The following is a 15978-nucleotide window of genomic DNA, read 5'->3' as shown; positions in this document are numbered from 1 at the left end:
ACTATTATCCCTCGGTCAATGGTGCGCTGACCAACCAAAACGGCCATTGGTCCAACCACAGCGAAAGACCGTTCGACCCCACACCACTGACCTTGTCGTAACCACAATCGCCAAGGGCAAAAACCTGCCAAGATCTCGAAAGTGTTGCCGGGGTTTTTGTCCAGATTAGGCAATTGATCTCGCATCAGCAGGGCATGGCAGCAGAAACGACCGCTTATGTTCCGCGATAATTGTCACAGGCCTCTATACCCTCCGCGACCGCATCGAGAAGGGTGTCCACGTCATTCAAGAGAGCTTTGATGCGCGGGCTGCTGATACGGTAGCGGATGAAACGTCCGTCTCGGTCGCTGGCGACAAGCCCACAATCCAGAAGACACCGGAGATGGTTGGAGACATTTGGTTGCGATAACTTCGTACAAGTCACAATCTCATGAACGGCCAACGGCGCATCGCATAAGGCGTCGAGAATCGCGAGGCGGCTTGGGTCCGCAAAACCGCGAAACAGCTTCGCTCTTCGCTCAATAGCGGTTGTCCCACTATTGCAGCAGGCGACAATTTGATCCATATCATTACTCACTGATATATTATCTCTTTTCCCACTTTAGCAGGAGGACTGCGATCATGGCCAACGCAGAAAGCGCGATAGCAGATATCCCATCCTTCCGTTACCGCGTTTCCGGCATGGATTGCGCCAAGGATGCCGCCCAGATCGAGCGGGCGGCGCAATCTGCAGGTGTCGCGCCCGACGCAGTGAAAGTATCAGCGGCGACCCATATCATGACTCTGAATGCCCCTGAAGCGCACTTGCCGGAGATCGAAAAAGCCGTTGAGACAACAGGTTATGGGTTTGACCGTATCGAGAGCGACGAGGATATTCAGCAAGGTGCGGCCCATCAGGACCCGGCCTACCGACGCGCGCTCTGGATCGTCGTGATTCTGAATGTCGGTTACGGCGTTCTGGAAATGATTGGCGGGTTCATCGCCGGGTCACAGGCTGTGAAGGCCGATGCGCTCGATTTCATCGGCGACGGCGCAATCACCTTCCTCGGCCTGTTGGCCATCGGCTGGAGCCTCGCTTGGCGAGCGCGGTCGGCCCTGATCCAGGGCATCTTCCTCGGCCTGCTTGGCCTTGGCGTCTTTGGGACAACCATCATGCGGGCATTCGAGCCGACAACCCCAGACGCCATGCTGATGGGGCTTCTGGGCCTGATTGCTCTTGTGATCAATGTCATCTCCGTGCTGCCGTTGCTGCAGTACCGGAAGGGGGACGCGAACATGCGTGCCGTCTGGCTGTTCTCGCGCAACGACGCCATTGGCAATGCGGCAGTCGTTGTCGCGGCCGGTCTGGTGGTTTGGCTGGGTAGCGCGTGGCCCGACCTCATTGTCGCCTTCGGCATCGCCGGGTTATTCCTGCATTCTTCCTGGTCGATCATCCGCGATGCACGCTCCGACTTGAAGGCGGCGGCATGAACAACCGCGTTCTGGGTGGGCTCTGTGCGATTGCAGCATTCGGTCTCGATCAGGGCACCAAGGCGCTTGCCCTGAACACCCCGGCGCTTGAACATGGGGTCGAGGTTCTGCCCTTTCTCAATCTCGTTCGTGTCCTGAACGATGGGGTCAGCTTCGGCATGCTCGGCGGGATCGTGCCTTGGTGGGGTCTCGTCGTGCTTGCTACCGCGATCATGGCAGGGCTGCTGATCTGGTTATGGCGCGCACCGGACAGGCTGACGGCTGCTGCTCTCGGTCTGATCATCGGCGGTGCGCTCGGCAATGTCATCGACCGGCTGCGTTATCAGGCGGTCCCTGACTTTCTGGATTTTCATTTCGGAACATACCACTGGCCGTCCTTCAACCTCGCTGACGTGGCGATTTTCTGCGGGGCGGCACTGCTGTCCTGGGACGGCTTTCGCGCCTCGAAAGTCAGGCCGGAAAATCGGGAAAAAGACAATCGCAAGGGAGATGTCACGGGGGGATAACAGCTAACAGGCAAAGAACTTTGGGAGGGAATTCGGCTTGAGATTTTTGGATTGGATTGACCGTGGCATTCGCGGCATCGGCGTCGTGACTGCGTGGCTGACAGTTGTTTCGATTGCTGCTTATGGCGCGCTTCAGATGCTGGATCGCAAGCTACAACTTGGCGTGTCGAGCTATTTGCCCGACCTGTCCACGTCACTGCTGTTCATCCTGATTTTCTTGACCTTTGGGTATACCTATCTGCGCGACGGTCACGTGCGCGTTGATGTTCTTCGCAGACATTGGTCCGCCCGCCGCATTGCGTGGATCGAACTGATTGGCGGCCTTTTTGTCCTTCTGCCGCTCGCCGCCATCCTGACCTACTACGGATGGGACGGTTTGATGCGCACCACGAAATACGCGGAAACCCAGTTGTGGGCACAACGCATTGCCGGAGTCATCGGCCCCATCTTGCTGGCTCTTGCCGGGATGATCGTAGCCCTTCGCAACATCGCCTTTCTGACAGGGAGACGTGCGCAAGGTGCACCGGAACAAGCAAGCGGCCTGCACAATGGTGAATGAGGTCTTCACGGTTGCCATGCTTGTCGTGATGGCCATCGGGGTCTTCAGCGGCTTTCCGGTGGCTCTGGTGCTCGCGGGGACAGGCTTTTTGGGGTTTGTGGCTGCGGTTTGGGTGGGGATCACTGATTTCCAGCATCTGGGGCTGATCTACCTGCGGGCCCGTGGTGTATTGACCAATGAATCAGTCCAATTCACCAGCGTTCCAATGTTGATTTTTCTTGGCCTGATCCTCAATGCCAGCGGGGTTGCCGAAACCATGTTTCGCTTGCTGGGCCGTCTTCTGACGGGCGTTCCGGGTCGCTACGCCATTGCGACTTTGCTGATCGGCCTTGTTCTTGCGCCCGCCGCCGGGGTGATCGGCGCATCGGTCATCACTGTGGCGTTGGTGGCCTATGCCCCGATGATGGCGTCGGGCTACGCACCGCGAACCGCAGGAGGCGCTGTCGCAGCTTCTGGAGCACTGGGTGTCGTGTTCCCGCCTGCCGTGATGCTGTTCTTCATCTCGAACGTGTTCTACCTGCGCATCGGATTGATGTATGTGGCCCTCATCGTGCCTGTTCTTCTGATGGTCATGGCCTTCGCGATCTACTTTGCCTTCACCTTGCGGAAAACCGTCGAAATCCCGCTGGACGCACCCAAGACCAATCTTGTGTCAGACCTCTTGTTTGTACTCGCGTCTGTCGCGGTTATCGCATCCATTCCGCTCAGCATCATTCTGGGCTTTGCGACACTAACAGAGGCGGCTGGAGTAGGGGTTTTTGGCGCGCTATTGGTCGCGCTGGCGCGAAAGCGCTTGTCTTTCTCATCGTTGAACTCTGTCACGGTGCAGACAAGCACGATGACGTCGATGGTCTTCTTCATCGTATTGGGCGCATCGGTGTTTTCGCTCAGTTTCCACCTGGTCGGTGGACCGGACGTCATCTTCGAGTGGATATCCGCATTCGATCTCACCCAATGGGAACTGTTGGCGATCCTCCTTGGCGTGATCATCATACTTGGGTTTGTTTTTGACTGGATCGAGGTGCTGCTGGTCTTTGTACCCGTACTGATGCCGATTATTTCAGAGCTCGATTTCGCAGATCACGTCGGCTCTGCCTACTTTGCGCAAATCTGGATTGCTGGCCTGATTGCACTGGCCTTGCAGACATCCTTTCTGACGCCGCCTTTCGGCTATGCTCTATTCTTTGCCAAGATGGCGGCACCGAAGGGCATCAATCTTTCCGATATCTATCGCGGTGCGGTACCGCTTGTTGCCATTGAGATCGCATTGATCGCGGCGCTGATCTCGTTTCCTCAGCTTATCACTTGGCTGCCTGAGATGGCCCTTGGGACCGCAGATATGCCGCAACTGATCCAACGGTGACAGATGTTGCATACTTTGGGTATCGGCTGTGATTGATCCTAATCGGAGCGAATTTGCTTGAACTTCTAGTTGCTAGAGGTTGTAGACTTTATGTTGAGCTGTGGAGGAGCCAGACTTGCGATGGCAATCTCGCCTGTTTCAAAGATCTTCTGATCGTGTCCTTGAGAGAGAGTGACAAGGGAAGAAGAGCGTCTGCTGCGTTGCAAAAAGTGCATCGACGCACGGAGATCAGCGGCAGTATTCTGGTTGAGCAGAGAGCCCGGCCAGACAAGGTTTGGCCGGTACATGAAGAGCGATAAGCAAATCGAAGTGTTGGCGGGCGTCGCCAGTTGTCAGAGGCAAGCGCGACGGAACAAGTGGTTGTACTTGCCGATTGCCTTGGCGTTGTCAGTCGGCAGCCTTTTTTCTGGAAGCCTTGCCCTTATTGCCATCGCATTGCTCTACGCTTCGGACGTGGTCGAGTTGTTGTTGAGTTCAGTGGCCACTAGACTGACACAACGTCAGGAAGAGGACCGCGTTGTCCTGGGATATGGGCGATTGGAAATTGCGACAGAGTTGGCGGGTTGTGTTGCTGTGGCACTGCTATCCGCTTCGGTCATTTACCACGGCGTTATGCGCCTAAATTCCCCTCATCTGGCGCAAGGCTGGATCATAGTGGTGCTCGTCTCTGTCTTGATAGGGATTGAGTTACTGGTGTTCTCGAAACCGGCACCAACATCGTGGCGCCGACGTAAAATCGGCACATCACCGCCCCTATGGTCAGACCGTTTAGCGTTCTTGCTACCAGTTCTCGCTGGCGGCGTAGCTATTTTGTTGCTTGGTTCCGGGCGAACTGACACGATTATTGCAGTTTTATTGTCCGGCGCGCTTCTTTGGTTCGCCCTCCGCGGTATTGGGGAGGCGCTTAGATCGTCGCTGCTTGGAGCGCCATCAAACCTGGATGCGGCAGATGTTGTGCAACAAATAATTTCCGTAGAAGGGGTGCAAGATATTCATCATCTACACTTCTGGCGGCTCCCGGAACAGAGACTGGCCATCGACGCTCATGTCGTTGTCACAGTACCGAATTGGCCTAAAGCCGAAGCCATCAGGGATCACATCGAAGCAATTCTAATCCATAAGTTCGGAGTAGAACACAGCACCCTCGAGATGGAAACGCCAGACAGGGAGCTGGATTCTTGCCATGTTTACGGCACTTGAGCTTGTTGACATTCATGCACGCCCGCAGCAGTTGGAAAGTCTTTCGCTCGCTGGCAACGGTTGATCCAAAATCAACTTCTTAATATTCTTGCCTTAATCAATTAGTCCGAAAAAGGGGCATCGAGCAGTGATGATTGACAGACTTCCGAGACGTTTTTTTCTCTTGGGTGGCGTGGCGGCCTTTCTCTCGGGATGCGCAAGCAAGTTCCGCTCTTACACAGGGCCAGAAGTGACGCGGGTGCGCCTATACAAGTCGGAGAGGCTGCTGGTGCTCGATGGCGCGGACGGAGTGCTCAAAACGTACCCTGTCGGCCTTGGCTTCGCGCCGGAAGGACACAAGCAATTCGAGGGCGATGGACGCACGCCTGAAGGTGCGTACACCATCGATCGACGCAATCCGGACAGCCTGTTTCATCTGTCTGTCGGCATCTCCTACCCGAACGAGGCGGACATCGCCTTTGCTGCAGCGCAGGGCAAGTCGCCCGGCGGTGATATCTTCATCCATGGAGGCCCCCGAAAGGGTATCGATCCAATGGACAAGCGGGACTGGACGGCTGGATGTATCTCGGTCACCGACCGGCAGGTCGAAGAGGTCTACGCAATGGTGCGCGATGGGACACCCATCGAGATTTATGCCTAGCAGCTTCTGAGACTCACTGAAGCTCAACCAGATCAGGCAAATCGGCGGCGAAGCGCAACATTGATCCCTTCAATGGCGATCACCATGATGACCACGGCAATCGTCACGCTCGCCGCCTTATCGTATTGGAACGAGCGCACATAGGTCTGAATGTAGAACCCGATTCCACCTGCCCCGACGATGCCAAGGATCAGCGACTCGCGCAGGTTCAACTCGAACCGAAAGATCGTGTCGCGGGCCACGACCGGGGCCATTTGCGGCCAGATCGCATAGCGCAAACGCAACAATGGCCCGGCTCCGGCACTTTCCAAAGCGGCAATCGGGGCGCGAGATACACCATCAATCGCTTCGGCGTAGAATTTGGCCAGCATGCCTGTCGCGTGGAACGCCACCGCGATGATGCCGGGCAATGGCCCCAGCCCAACCGCGCCCACCATCAACATCGCCACCAGGATCAGCGGGATCGCGCGGATAAATGCCAGAACGGTGCGGACAGGTCGGTGCACCGCTGCGGACACCATCGTCTCTGAGGCGAGAATACCAAGCGGAACGGAAAAGAACACGGCACCGAGAGTGCCGAGGATCGCGATCCGCAGCGTCTCGGCGCTCCCCTTCCAGATCTCGTCCATAATGGTCGGATCCGGCGGGAACATGCGGCCAAGGAAATCGGCAATGCGAGGGCCTGCAGACAGTAGTCGGGACAGTTCGACATCGGTGGTGATCAGCGACCACAGCACCACACCGGCAACCAACAGCCCGGCCCAGAACCCGCCCAGATCGCGCGACCGCATCAGCTTACGACCTTGAGCCGTGCGCCGGATGCCGGGTCTGTATCATCATAGAGCGCCGCCGTCGCGTCATCGGTCAAATCGCGCGTCGCGACATCAAAGACGATCCGACCGTTGCGCATTCCGATGATACGGTCGGCAAAACGCCGTGCCAGTTCCGGTTGATGCGACGAGAACACAGTCGTTGCCCCGCGTGCCTGGGCGGCGCTGGTGAGAAGCGTCAGGATGTCCGCTGCTCTGGACGGATCAAGGTTGCTGACCGGCTCGTCCGCGAAGATCAGCTTAGGCTCTTGTGCGAGACAACGGGCAATTGCCACCCGCTGCCGCTGGCCGCCGCTGAGCGAGTCCACGCGCCGGTCTGCGAGGTCCGCGATGCCGCAATCGGAGAGTGTCGATCGGGCTATGTCCATGTCAGACTTCGACACGTTGCCGAGCAGCGCGCGCCAGCTGGGCATCCGGCCCAGCCTGCCGTTCAATACGTTGCGCATCACTGTCGATCGTTCGACAAGCGCAAACTCCTGAAAGATGAACCCGGTATCAGCGCGCTTTGCCAAGGGCAGGGCGCGGGTGGGTTCGAATGGCGTGCCAAGGACTGAGACCCGCCCCTGCCAATCGCGCAGCCGTCCGTCCAGCAACGTCAAAAGTGTGGTCTTTCCGGCTCCGGAAGGACCAAGAAGGGCAACGCAATCTCCGGCCGCAATGTTCAGGGATATTTGATCGATGGCGCGCTGCTCAGCACCGTGATGGCCAAAGCTCAGATCGTCGATGTGAATGGCGTCTTGCATCATAGCAATCCGAAGCGCTGCGCCATGGTCCGCACACCGTCGAACCCCGAAGGGTCGGCTTCGACATAGCCATCCGGGCCGTAGAGATAGCGGAGTTTGTCGCGGTGTTCTGGCATGTTGAGCTTCATCATCGCGGCAACGAAGTTCTCGCGAAGCTCCGCGTCCAGTTCGGGGCGTGCGATGACGACGTGGCTTGGAATGGCATCGCTTTCCGCGATCCACGTGACCTGAGATTGCTGCTCAGGGGTGAGAAGAAGGTCAGCGTATTGGCTTGCCCCAGCGGCATCAACCAAGCCTTCCGCCATCGCCTGCATCGCCTGCTGGTAGCCACCGGCAAAGAAAATGCGGCCAAAGAAGTCCTCTGCCGCATCCGGGCTGGATACTAAGCCTGCGCGCTCAAACTCGGCCAGGGGGTACATGTATCCCGATTCCGAAATCGGGTCGGCAAAGGCGATGTCGCGACCTTCCAGATCGGCCAGCGTCTTGAAGCCGCTGTCACGGCGCACAAAGACTCGGCCCGTATAACTGGGCGCATCGCGGTAGACCTCTGACAAGAGCGGGATGGCACCGATTTCCCTTTCGGCCAGAACGAAGGGTAGGGCACCCATAAAGGAAATATCGGCATCCCCATTGCGCAGCGCCTCGACTGCGGCGGCATGGTCAATGGTCACGAACCCCTCGACCGGCATTCCGATTTCAGACGACAGCCAGGCGGTGATCGCCTCGATATCCCCCAGAAGCTTGTCGGGGTTCTCCTGCGGTATGAAGGCCAGGCGCAACGGGCCAGACTGCGCCAGAGCAGACATCGGCTGCGAGGCAAGACCGGCCGCTGCGAGAATAAGAAGGTGACGGCGATTCAAGCGAGGCATCATCAAAACGCCTTATCTTCAATGGCCGCGGCATCCGTCTTGAACAGACTCCAACTCGTTTCCGCGGCCGCCCAGTCCTCTGCCCGAACGGCTGCGCCGACCTCTGCCAAGCGCTCGGCCAGCGCGTAGACCTCGGGCCGCGACGAAAGATTGGCCATCGTGCCTGCATCGGCGGCCAGATCGGCGGCAACTGTATCGGTCAGGAGCAGGATATGTTGCGCATCCCGTTTTGGCAGAAGCGTGTCGAGCGTCGAGGCAAAGGTGGTGAGTTCTGCGAAAGCCAATCGGAAGGGCGTGTTCGCGGTATCGAATGCCTCATAGGGCGCATCCGCTGCGCCGACCGTTTCCAGATAGGCGGTCAAGTCCGAGCGCTCGGCATCGGTCAGGCCAAGGTTCTTTGTCTCGTCGAACCAATCCACCACGCTTGCCAGCGTCGGCAGAGAGCCGTCATGGAAATATGGTGCCGTGTAGACGGTGCCAAGCAATGTTGGCGTGTCGAGGGCGCCCGCATGTGACCCTTGGTAAGCCGCCGCCACCGATCCGATGTGATGGGATTTGCGATCAAGAAAGTTGCCGGATGGCGTATGGCAGCTGGCACAGGATTGGTTGCCCATCCCCGCAAAGGGGCGGTTGAATACCTCTTCACCACGCCGCGCCGCATCCGGCGCCTTGTCCGTCAACTGGCCATCGCCGGTCAGCATGGAATTGGGCAGAAAGTCGAACTCGGTCATGTAGGCGACCAGCGCGTCCAGCATGAAAGGTGTGGGCTCTGCGCCAGCGAATTCGTTGACGATCACGTTGCGCGAGAAATCCCGCAGCGACGCAAACCGGCCATCGCGGCCGTACGGCCCGGTAAACCGCAGCCCGCGCAGGCTTGGAATATCGATCGGATCGTCGCGGCGGTCGTTGAACATCGGGTTGAAGAAAGCGCCGTCCACGTCGACCGCACCAGGCTGGTGACTGGCACCGGGGATGAAAAACCGTTGATTGATGTCCGAGCGGTTGTGACAGGTCGAACAGGCGATGCCCAGATCGCGGGCCGGGCCGCCGAAGATCTCGGCACTGTCGAACAGCATATCGCCGTAGGCGATCAGCGGCAGGTCGGTTTCGTCGATCCCTTGTTCTTCGAAATTGAGTACGAGAAGTGGCAGGGGGTCCTGATCGAAGATGTCTGAGCCGGGGGGCAGGGCGGCGGGCAATTCAACCGGCTGCCCGGTTCGGGCGATCGTCTCCGGCACCGCATTCAGCGTCTGGCGCAAGGTAAGATCCGCAACGAGGTAGTTTTCTGCCAGGTAGGCTGAAATCACCGCGCGCGCGGTGGTCATTGCGTCGCTATCCTGTTCCTTGGCACCGGCACCGAGCACGCCCGCCGAGCCTGTGGCATTGTTGAGTTCCAACCACGCCCGACCCAATGTCCGGGCCGCATCAGGGTCCGCGGCTTTGATATGGTCAGCGAACGCGCGGTAGAGCTCCTTGGCAGTTGCCACTGCCCGTTGCGATACCGCCGGGTTGTCTGCAGCAGTGGCCGCGTCCAGCTCTTCTTCGATTCTCAGCGCAATGAGGCGGGTGGCTGCCACATGAACGGCATGCCGATCCTGCCAGCCGATAGCGTCGGTCAAGTCACCGACATCAACGGCGCTTTCTCGGTCCAACCAGGCAAGTGCTCCGAGGCGATACTCCGAGCCATGATAGGGCTCGGACCAGGCTTGCTCCACCTTATCCCACGGGACCGGCGCGAGATTGCCCAGAAACAGCGTCAACCGATAGGCTGCCGCTTCGGGCAGCCAGGGGGCTTCCTTGGCTGGTGTTGCAAAGGACGGACCCGTCACCGCCAAAGAGGTGACAATCACGAACAGGATCACGCGCAGGACGTGCTGGATCACAGATGGCTCCTCTCAAAAAGTTAGACGCGTCTAACTTATCTACCCAAAGCCAACTTGTTGTCAATCCATCAACCTTCAGGCAAAGTCCTGTCATGTCGCCCGGTGCATCACAGTCGCGTGAAGATTTCATGCCTGATTCCCGCGATCCCGAAGCCCAGGCCGACGGGTTCGCGCATGTGCGCAATGCGCATGAAAGCGAGATGGCGGAAGATTATGTGGAGCTGATCGCGGAGTTGATTGAAGCCCATGGGGAGGCGCGACCGGTCGACATTGCCGAACGGTTGGGGGTCAAAGCACCGACGGTGACCAAGAACATCTCGCGCCTGAAGCAAGCAGGGCTGGTGCGCCGTGAAAAATATCGCTCGGTTTTCCTGACCGAAAGAGGCCAGGCTCTCGCTGAGGCCTGCCGCCGGCGCCACAGGATCGTGGTCGCATTTCTGCAAAGCCTCGGGATTGACGAAGTAACGGCCGAGCGTGATGCCGAAGGCATCGAACATCACGTCAGCGAAGCAACGTTGATAGCTTTCGAAAACCATATCAAGGGATCCGATTGATCCTGGTCCAAAAATGGGCTGAGCCGTCGACCATTGGTGTTCAGTAAAGTTGCAGGACGGGTATCGCCATCACGAGAACCATAGCGAGCATCGAAGGGGACTCGATCGCTCGAACCGGACAGCCGGTTGAATTACCCACAACGCCGCCCAACAACCAGACTATCCAAGAATCCGGGCGATCAGGATCGTGGCAAACAATCCGATCAAACAAAACAGAATGGCAGAACTCGCAGCATGTTGAGCGATGTCAAGTCGATTGCCTTTACGTTTTTTTGCAAGGTATGCGCCCCAGAACGCCCCGATTAATGTCATAATGATTACAATCACGTCAGACCCCTTTCCGAGTGGCCAATAACTTCTTTGCGATAGCAGGCAGGCCTACACCCAGAAACCAACATGTCAAAACCAGCGGCAAAAGCGTCCAGTCGCCGAAGCGCGCATAAAGTGTACGTGGCAGGGCAGGGGGCAGAGGCACGTCCAGGACTCCAGTATGTTCAAGGTCTAGGCGGGCCAAGACGCGCCCTCTGGCATCAATGACTGCGGAAATGCCGGTGTTTGCGGCCCGAAGCACTGGCAAGCCTTCTTCGACAGCGCGCATCCGTGCGGCCGCCAGATGCTGCTCCGGTCCGATCGATGTTCCGAACCATGCATCGTTTGTGGCATTGAATATCCAGTCCGGTCGAATGGCATCGTCGACCACATGACCCGGAAAAATGATCTCATAGCATATCGCAACGCCAACAAAAGGTATTCCAGGCAAGGCTAAGGTGCGTGGCCCTGGGCCCGGTGTAAAATCCCCAAGACTTTCGGTCAGACGCTCAAACGGTAGCCATTTTCGAAGCGGAACATACTCACCGAAGGGAACCAGTTTGTGTTTCGCATAGCCACCAAGGCTGCGCCCCTTGGGGTCATATGCCTGGACGGTATTGAAGTAGATGGTGTCAGCGTCGACCCCGACCCGGTCCGGCACACCGGTCATGAAGATGCGTGTCTGTGGGAGTGCGCGCATGATCCTCTGACGATCTTCTTCAACCTCGTCCAGAAACCCCGGATAGGCTGTTTCAGGCCACAATACGATGTCAGGAACGTCACCCTGGCTCGACAAGTCAATGTACCGTGATACAGTTTCTTCTCGCAGTTCCGGACGCCACTTGTCCTGCTGCGGCACGTTTCCCTGAGCAATCCGCACAGTGATGTTCGTCGGTTCTTCTATGCCAAGCCAGAGACGGGTTTGCCCCGCGCCCCAAAGGCTTGCGGCAACTCCAAGCGCCAAGACCAGGCCCCACGGACGTCTACTATTGCGACTGGCAATCAGATGGGTTGGCAGAACAACCAGAAAAACAAAGAGAAAGCCGAGACCGTAACTGCCAATCCACGCCGCCGGTTGCCGCAGTGGCTCATATTCGACGAGCGCATAACTTGACAGGTTCCAGGGGAATCCCGTCAGGACATGTCCCCGCAACCATTCGGCGGCGGTCCAGCATGTTGCAAAGAGCAGAGGGCCGGCCAGACCTTCAGACAATCGCGACCGCGCCAGCACAGCAAACGCGAAAGAGGCCAGGGCGGGAAAGAACGCAAGCAGCGCGCTCAACCCAGCGACTGCAGGTATGGCAAGCAGACTAAAGCGATCCGCATCCACAAAAAAGCTTTCAGCGATCCAAAAGATCCCACCGGCGAAATATCCCAGACCAAAGGTCCAACCCGTGACCGCAGCGCGAAATGGGCGAAGCCCTCGCAAAATAAAAAAGAAGCCACCGTAGGTCGCCGGAGCAATTATCAAATATGAGAAAGGCGGAAGGGTCAGGACGGTCAGCGCACCAAGACAAACAATTGCTGCGGCATGAGCTAGCGAAAGCACAAGGGCGACCTTCCGAAATGCGGCCTTCTCTCCGGCGGTTTCTGTCATTGCTCGGTCTGGGTTTTCTTCAACCCCGGCCAGGTCAGCAGCAGGGCGACGCCGCAAAAAATAGCTGTGTCTGCGAGGTTGAAGGCTGGCCAATGCAGATCCCAAACATAAAAGTCCAGAAAATCGGTGACGGAGCCTACTCTGATCCGATCAATAACGTTCCCCAAGGCTCCGCCAATGATCAGGCCATAGGCCACGGCCTCGCCCTCTTCTTTCGTTCTGAACATCAGGACTACGAGCCATAGGCATACAACCGTTGCCAGTAATACTAGCCCCCACCAAGGCGCACCATTTAACAGACCAAAAGTCACGCCATCATTGCGATGGTAGACTAGATTGAAACCAGGAAAGACGGAAACACCGGAGCTCAGTGTAGAAGCGTTTGCGACGACAGCCATTTTGCTCGCTTGATCCACGACAACGGCACTGAGTGTGCTTACCAGCCCAAGAGTTATCGTGTGTTTCATGCGCTGGCCTTTATGCTGCTCAGGGACCCAAAGGTGATGGGGGAGTAACTGGATTTTTCCGGTTTATTGGTGTCAGCCTTCAATTGCCGGGATAGCTGGCAAACACTTCCGTCGATCCGTCTTTTTCGATGAGAAAAACGTCATAGTCCTCACGCCAGCGGCTTTGATCCATGCCGGGGGAACCAAGCGGCATGCCAGGCACTGCGAGACCGACTGCGTCGGGCCTTTCCCGGAGCAATCTCCGAATATCATCCGCAGGCACATGGCCTTCGATTACGTAGCCGTCGATCAGACTGGTATGACAGGACACCATGCGTTGCGGGATGCCGTTTTCGAGTTTGAAGCGGACGAGAAGCCCTGCGAACATGTCTTGTCCCGTCGGTGCAAATCCATTCTCCTCGAGATGATCCATCCAAGCAATGCAACACCCGCAGCCATTCGTCTTTTTGACGTCTATGGGTGTGGGTTCAGCAAATGCCTGACCGGCGAGACCGAATGATAGTGCTGTTGCGAGTGTGAGCAGTCTCATAATCTACAGTCTTTTTGAAGTCGCGGCGGCAACTTCCTGGTCAAGCAAACCGTTGAACTGCGCGCGAACAGTCTCAAGACGAACCAGAACGCTGCTGTTGGTCTCGAGTTGGCTTGCCGCTGCGGCAAGCCGTTCTTCTGACATTGGGTCTGTCGGGCGACCGTCTACGCGCACTTCGTAGTGCAGGTTTGGACCGGTTGCGGTTCCGGTCGCGCCGACACTACCAATATTGTCACCTGCGGCAACTCTGGCTCCAACGCCCAGTCCCTCCGGGACGTCGCTGAGATGTGCATATCGGGTCATGGTGTCTGAACCATGTGCGATCTCGACGACGCGACCATAACCGCGGCGTCGCCCGACGAACGAGATGCGGCCAGGTGCTGTCGCGTAAACAGGCGTCCCATGGCGGGCTGCAAAATCGACCCCGGTATGCATGCGCACGTCGCCAAATACAGGGTGCCTGCGATTGCCGTAAACTGAGCTTAGCCGAGCGCCTTTCACAGGCTGCGCAAAGACCCTAAGCAGTTCTCCGTCAATGAAGATAGTGGCGTTGCCAGAGTTGTCGTCGGGCCAGACGACTTCATAAAGCGTCTCTTCGATCGTCAGCGCGGCGAAGGACAGGCTGGGTTGCCCAATCACTTCATCCTCGAGCATCGTTTCACGCCACATCAATTGCAGTCGTTCGCCCCCTTTCAGATCCCGTCGGAAATCCACGGTGCCGCCCAGCATCTCGGCGAGGTCCACTGCAAACCGAGCCGGGACATCCGCTGACGCAAGGGTGGCAAAGATTGAATTCTGAACGGTGGTATCGGCGGCGCGAACAATCAAGTCTGGCTCGGGAACAATCCTGCGTGTCGCAATCTCATCTGTAAACGTGGCTTCAATCCGAACACCTTCGCCCACCGAAAGCGCGACGCGGCGTGGGGTGCCCGACAAGGAAGTTTCGACTTCAATGCCGTATCCGGGTTTCAGTTTTCGCAGATCGTATTCTGCAGCCAAGGCAAGCGCGACCTCAGCGCGGTCGCTTGCAGAAAGACCTGCCTTGGAGAGCAGTGCATCTAGGGTTTCGCCGGCGGACAATGTCCCTGACCAGATTTCAACCGGGGGCCTCACTTCAAGCAAAGCGACAGTGGTAAATTGCAGAGTAGGGGGTTCTGCCCTCCATGCGACTGCTACAGGTTCAAAAGTCTCGTTCGAGTAGATTGAAAGCAGTTGATCCGGCGGTGCGGGCATCCGCATTGGTGACGGTTGCCAATCAGACACGGCTGCCAGCGCCTCCGGAACGGGGGCCTTTCTCCAGTCGGTCTGGAATCCCAGCACCAGCGCAACGGCGAGGCTTGTTCCGGAGATGCTTGCTACGAGGTATCTCAGCTTCATGATGTTTCTTCTTCGGTTCTTGCGAGGACGCGGCGGATCTTCGGCACCGCAAATTCTCTTGGTTCATGATAATCGATTGTGCCGGCAAACTGTCCCTCAGCATCGAACATGAAGACGCTCGCCGTATGGTTCATGGTATAGTCACCACCACCGGTGGCGACCTTTTCATAGCTCGCGCGAAATCCCTCTGCGGCCCGCATTGTTTGATCCCGTGAACCCCTCCAACCCTGGATGGCTGGATGGAAGTAGCTCACATATTCCGCCATAGCCGCAACAGTGTCGCGTTTTGGATCGATGGTTATGAACACAACATTCAATTGCGCAACATCCTCACCCAGATCGTCGAGCCAACTGGAGATGTCGGACAGCGTGGTCGGGCATACATCCGGACAGTAGGTAAAGCCGAAGAACACCATGGATGCGTTGCCAAGAAGTGATTCAGGGCCGACAGCCGTCCCAGTCTGATCGGTCATCTGGAAATCCATCTCGGTCAACGGTAACGGTCGCTTGGCGACCGGTTCAGGGGCACCGGGCCCGTCCACCTGCCACCAACCGGCAAATAGGGCGAGAGCCAACGCACCGGATGCTGCTCCAATATAAGTGAGAAGGTGCCGTCGCTGCATCAGCCCTCCGGCCCTCGCGCCGCAATGCCTAGGATGGGCACATCGACAGTCACTGTCCCACCATCGTCAAATGTCAGTGTCAGTGAAAAACTCTCGCCTTCAACCATCGGGGTTTCCAACCGCATCAACATGGCGTGCAGTCCACCTGGCTCCAAAGATACAGCTTCCCCCGGCGCGATTGTTATTTCCCCGGCCGGAGCCATCGAACTAACGCCATTGGCATCGGTTGTGGTTCGGTGGATGTCTGGCATCATCGCCAAGGGTGTTTCAAGGCTCAATATGGTCACTGGATCCGTGCCTGTGTTGCGCACCGTCATGTAGGCTGCACCCGGACGGTTTTTGCCGATTGAGGCGCGCGCCCAAGCATCTTCGACCACAATGTCCTGAGACCCTGCAAAGGAGGAGATCGGTAGACCCAAAAATATGCTCAGTGCGATGGCCACTGCGGCAACTGGAGAT

Annotated in this window: 18 protein-coding genes; 7 read left to right on the top strand and 11 right to left on the bottom strand. The window is 57.5% G+C overall.

The annotated features are described in order from the left end of the window. Positions 1-214: 214 nt before the first annotated feature. The gene (locus tag QO231_RS21890) at positions 215-565 is read right to left on the bottom strand and encodes an ArsR/SmtB family transcription factor (RefSeq protein ID WP_121027823.1); all 351 of its coding nucleotides are present in this window, start codon (positions 563-565) and stop codon (positions 215-217) included. 56 nt (positions 566-621) lie between these two features. Here QO231_RS21890 and QO231_RS21885 point away from each other — a divergent pair, with 56 nt between their 5' ends. The 6 genes from QO231_RS21885 to QO231_RS21860 all read left to right on the top strand — a co-directional run bounded on the left by QO231_RS21885 (position 622) and on the right by QO231_RS21860 (position 5738). Continuing rightward, positions 622-1470 carry a cation transporter gene (locus QO231_RS21885; RefSeq protein ID WP_121027820.1) on the top strand — a complete coding sequence of 283 codons (849 nt, stop codon included), beginning with the start codon at positions 622-624 and terminating at the stop codon, positions 1468-1470. Continuing rightward, entirely contained in the window at positions 1467-1976 is a 510-nt protein-coding gene (gene lspA, locus QO231_RS21880; RefSeq protein WP_121027817.1) for a signal peptidase II, read from the top strand. Before QO231_RS21885 ends, lspA (QO231_RS21880) begins: the two co-directional genes overlap by 4 nt. Positions 1977-2013: 37 nt before the next feature. Then, positions 2014-2535: a TRAP transporter small permease subunit gene (locus QO231_RS21875; protein WP_232279250.1), complete on the top strand. Its 522-nt coding sequence runs from the start codon at positions 2014-2016 to the stop codon at positions 2533-2535. Continuing rightward, the gene (locus QO231_RS21870) at positions 2525-3898 is read left to right on the top strand and encodes a TRAP transporter large permease (RefSeq protein ID WP_245990251.1); all 1374 of its coding nucleotides are present in this window, start codon (positions 2525-2527) and stop codon (positions 3896-3898) included. Before QO231_RS21875 ends, QO231_RS21870 begins: the two co-directional genes overlap by 11 nt. Positions 3899-4183: 285 nt before the next feature. Then, a complete protein-coding gene (locus QO231_RS21865; protein ID WP_121027814.1) occupies positions 4184-5098 on the top strand; it encodes a cation diffusion facilitator family transporter in 915 nt (304 codons plus the stop codon). A gap of 130 nt (positions 5099-5228) precedes the next feature. Then, a complete protein-coding gene (locus QO231_RS21860; RefSeq protein ID WP_121027811.1) occupies positions 5229-5738 on the top strand; it encodes a L,D-transpeptidase family protein in 510 nt (169 codons plus the stop codon). A gap of 32 nt (positions 5739-5770) precedes the next feature. Here QO231_RS21860 and phnE read toward each other — a convergent pair whose 3' ends face one another. From phnE to QO231_RS21840, 4 genes are read right to left on the bottom strand one after another with little or no spacing between them, the layout of a single operon-like run. Next, positions 5771-6529 (bottom strand): phosphonate ABC transporter, permease protein PhnE, encoded by a 759-nt coding sequence (phnE, locus tag QO231_RS21855; protein WP_121027808.1) that lies wholly within the window; start codon positions 6527-6529, stop codon positions 5771-5773. Next, positions 6529-7311, bottom strand: a complete 783-nt coding sequence (locus tag QO231_RS21850; protein ID WP_121028003.1) for a phosphonate ABC transporter ATP-binding protein — start codon at positions 7309-7311, stop codon at positions 6529-6531. Before QO231_RS21850 ends, phnE begins: the two co-directional genes overlap by 1 nt. Next, positions 7311-8183, bottom strand: coding sequence for a phosphate/phosphite/phosphonate ABC transporter substrate-binding protein (locus tag QO231_RS21845; protein WP_121027805.1), 873 nt, complete (start codon positions 8181-8183; stop codon positions 7311-7313). The genes QO231_RS21850 and QO231_RS21845 overlap by 1 nt, the downstream gene beginning before the upstream one ends. Continuing rightward, positions 8183-10063: a cytochrome c peroxidase gene (locus tag QO231_RS21840; protein WP_316781587.1), complete on the bottom strand. Its 1881-nt coding sequence runs from the start codon at positions 10061-10063 to the stop codon at positions 8183-8185. The genes QO231_RS21845 and QO231_RS21840 overlap by 1 nt, the downstream gene beginning before the upstream one ends. 92 nt (positions 10064-10155) lie before the next feature. Between QO231_RS21840 and mntR the strand changes: the two genes are divergently transcribed. Beyond that, on the top strand, positions 10156-10617 hold the full coding sequence (mntR, locus tag QO231_RS21835) for a manganese-binding transcriptional regulator MntR (protein ID WP_394356676.1): 462 nt from the start codon (positions 10156-10158) through the stop codon (positions 10615-10617). Between the two features lie 328 nt (positions 10618-10945). Here the strand turns inward: mntR and lnt are convergent, their stop codons facing one another. The 6 genes from lnt to QO231_RS21805 form a co-directional block, all read right to left on the bottom strand. Next, on the bottom strand, positions 10946-12523 hold the full coding sequence (gene lnt, locus QO231_RS21830; RefSeq protein ID WP_121027796.1) for an apolipoprotein N-acyltransferase: 1578 nt from the start codon (positions 12521-12523) through the stop codon (positions 10946-10948). Then, positions 12520-12990, bottom strand: a complete 471-nt coding sequence (lspA, locus tag QO231_RS21825; protein WP_121027793.1) for a signal peptidase II — start codon at positions 12988-12990, stop codon at positions 12520-12522. Before lspA (QO231_RS21825) ends, lnt begins: the two co-directional genes overlap by 4 nt. Before the next feature lie 79 nt (positions 12991-13069). After that, positions 13070-13519 (bottom strand): DUF411 domain-containing protein, encoded by a 450-nt coding sequence (locus QO231_RS21820; RefSeq protein ID WP_121027790.1) that lies wholly within the window; start codon positions 13517-13519, stop codon positions 13070-13072. A 3-nt stretch (positions 13520-13522) separates the two neighbouring features. Beyond that, a complete protein-coding gene (locus tag QO231_RS21815; protein ID WP_121027787.1) occupies positions 13523-14896 on the bottom strand; it encodes a M23 family metallopeptidase in 1374 nt (457 codons plus the stop codon). After that, positions 14893-15519, bottom strand: coding sequence for an SCO family protein (locus QO231_RS21810; protein ID WP_316781579.1), 627 nt, complete (start codon positions 15517-15519; stop codon positions 14893-14895). Before QO231_RS21810 ends, QO231_RS21815 begins: the two co-directional genes overlap by 4 nt. Then, the gene (locus QO231_RS21805) at positions 15519-15962 is read right to left on the bottom strand and encodes a copper chaperone PCu(A)C (RefSeq protein WP_121028000.1); all 444 of its coding nucleotides are present in this window, start codon (positions 15960-15962) and stop codon (positions 15519-15521) included. The genes QO231_RS21810 and QO231_RS21805 overlap by 1 nt, the downstream gene beginning before the upstream one ends. Positions 15963-15978: the final 16 nt, after the last annotated feature.

Source organism: Sedimentitalea todarodis (genome assembly GCF_032595355.1).
Taxonomy (GTDB): domain Bacteria; phylum Pseudomonadota; class Alphaproteobacteria; order Rhodobacterales; family Rhodobacteraceae; genus Sedimentitalea; species Sedimentitalea todarodis.
The sequence above is the reverse complement of the archived record's forward strand: the minus strand, read 5'-3'. Positions and strand labels throughout refer to the sequence as shown.

Excerpts from the sequence above, each read along its gene's own strand:
- lnt (WP_121027796.1), bottom strand. The coding sequence starts at position 12,523 with ATGACAGAAACCGCCGGAGAGAAGGCCGCATTTCGGAAGGTCGCCCTT.
- mntR (WP_394356676.1), top strand. The coding sequence starts at position 10,156 with ATGTCGCCCGGTGCATCACAGTCGCGTGAAGATTTCATGCCTGATTCC.
- QO231_RS21820 (WP_121027790.1), bottom strand. The coding sequence starts at position 13,519 with ATGAGACTGCTCACACTCGCAACAGCACTATCATTCGGTCTCGCCGGT.
- QO231_RS21885 (WP_121027820.1), top strand. The coding sequence starts at position 622 with ATGGCCAACGCAGAAAGCGCGATAGCAGATATCCCATCCTTCCGTTAC.
- QO231_RS21890 (WP_121027823.1), bottom strand. The coding sequence starts at position 565 with ATGGATCAAATTGTCGCCTGCTGCAATAGTGGGACAACCGCTATTGAG.
- lspA (WP_121027793.1), bottom strand. The coding sequence starts at position 12,990 with ATGAAACACACGATAACTCTTGGGCTGGTAAGCACACTCAGTGCCGTT.
- phnE (WP_121027808.1), bottom strand. The coding sequence starts at position 6,529 with ATGCGGTCGCGCGATCTGGGCGGGTTCTGGGCCGGGCTGTTGGTTGCC.
- lspA (WP_121027817.1), top strand. The coding sequence starts at position 1,467 with ATGAACAACCGCGTTCTGGGTGGGCTCTGTGCGATTGCAGCATTCGGT.
- QO231_RS21865 (WP_121027814.1), top strand. The coding sequence starts at position 4,184 with ATGAAGAGCGATAAGCAAATCGAAGTGTTGGCGGGCGTCGCCAGTTGT.
- QO231_RS21845 (WP_121027805.1), bottom strand. The coding sequence starts at position 8,183 with ATGATGCCTCGCTTGAATCGCCGTCACCTTCTTATTCTCGCAGCGGCC.
- QO231_RS21810 (WP_316781579.1), bottom strand. The coding sequence starts at position 15,519 with ATGCAGCGACGGCACCTTCTCACTTATATTGGAGCAGCATCCGGTGCG.
- QO231_RS21815 (WP_121027787.1), bottom strand. The coding sequence starts at position 14,896 with ATGAAGCTGAGATACCTCGTAGCAAGCATCTCCGGAACAAGCCTCGCC.
- QO231_RS21860 (WP_121027811.1), top strand. The coding sequence starts at position 5,229 with ATGATTGACAGACTTCCGAGACGTTTTTTTCTCTTGGGTGGCGTGGCG.
- QO231_RS21850 (WP_121028003.1), bottom strand. The coding sequence starts at position 7,311 with ATGCAAGACGCCATTCACATCGACGATCTGAGCTTTGGCCATCACGGT.
- QO231_RS21870 (WP_245990251.1), top strand. The coding sequence starts at position 2,525 with ATGGTGAATGAGGTCTTCACGGTTGCCATGCTTGTCGTGATGGCCATC.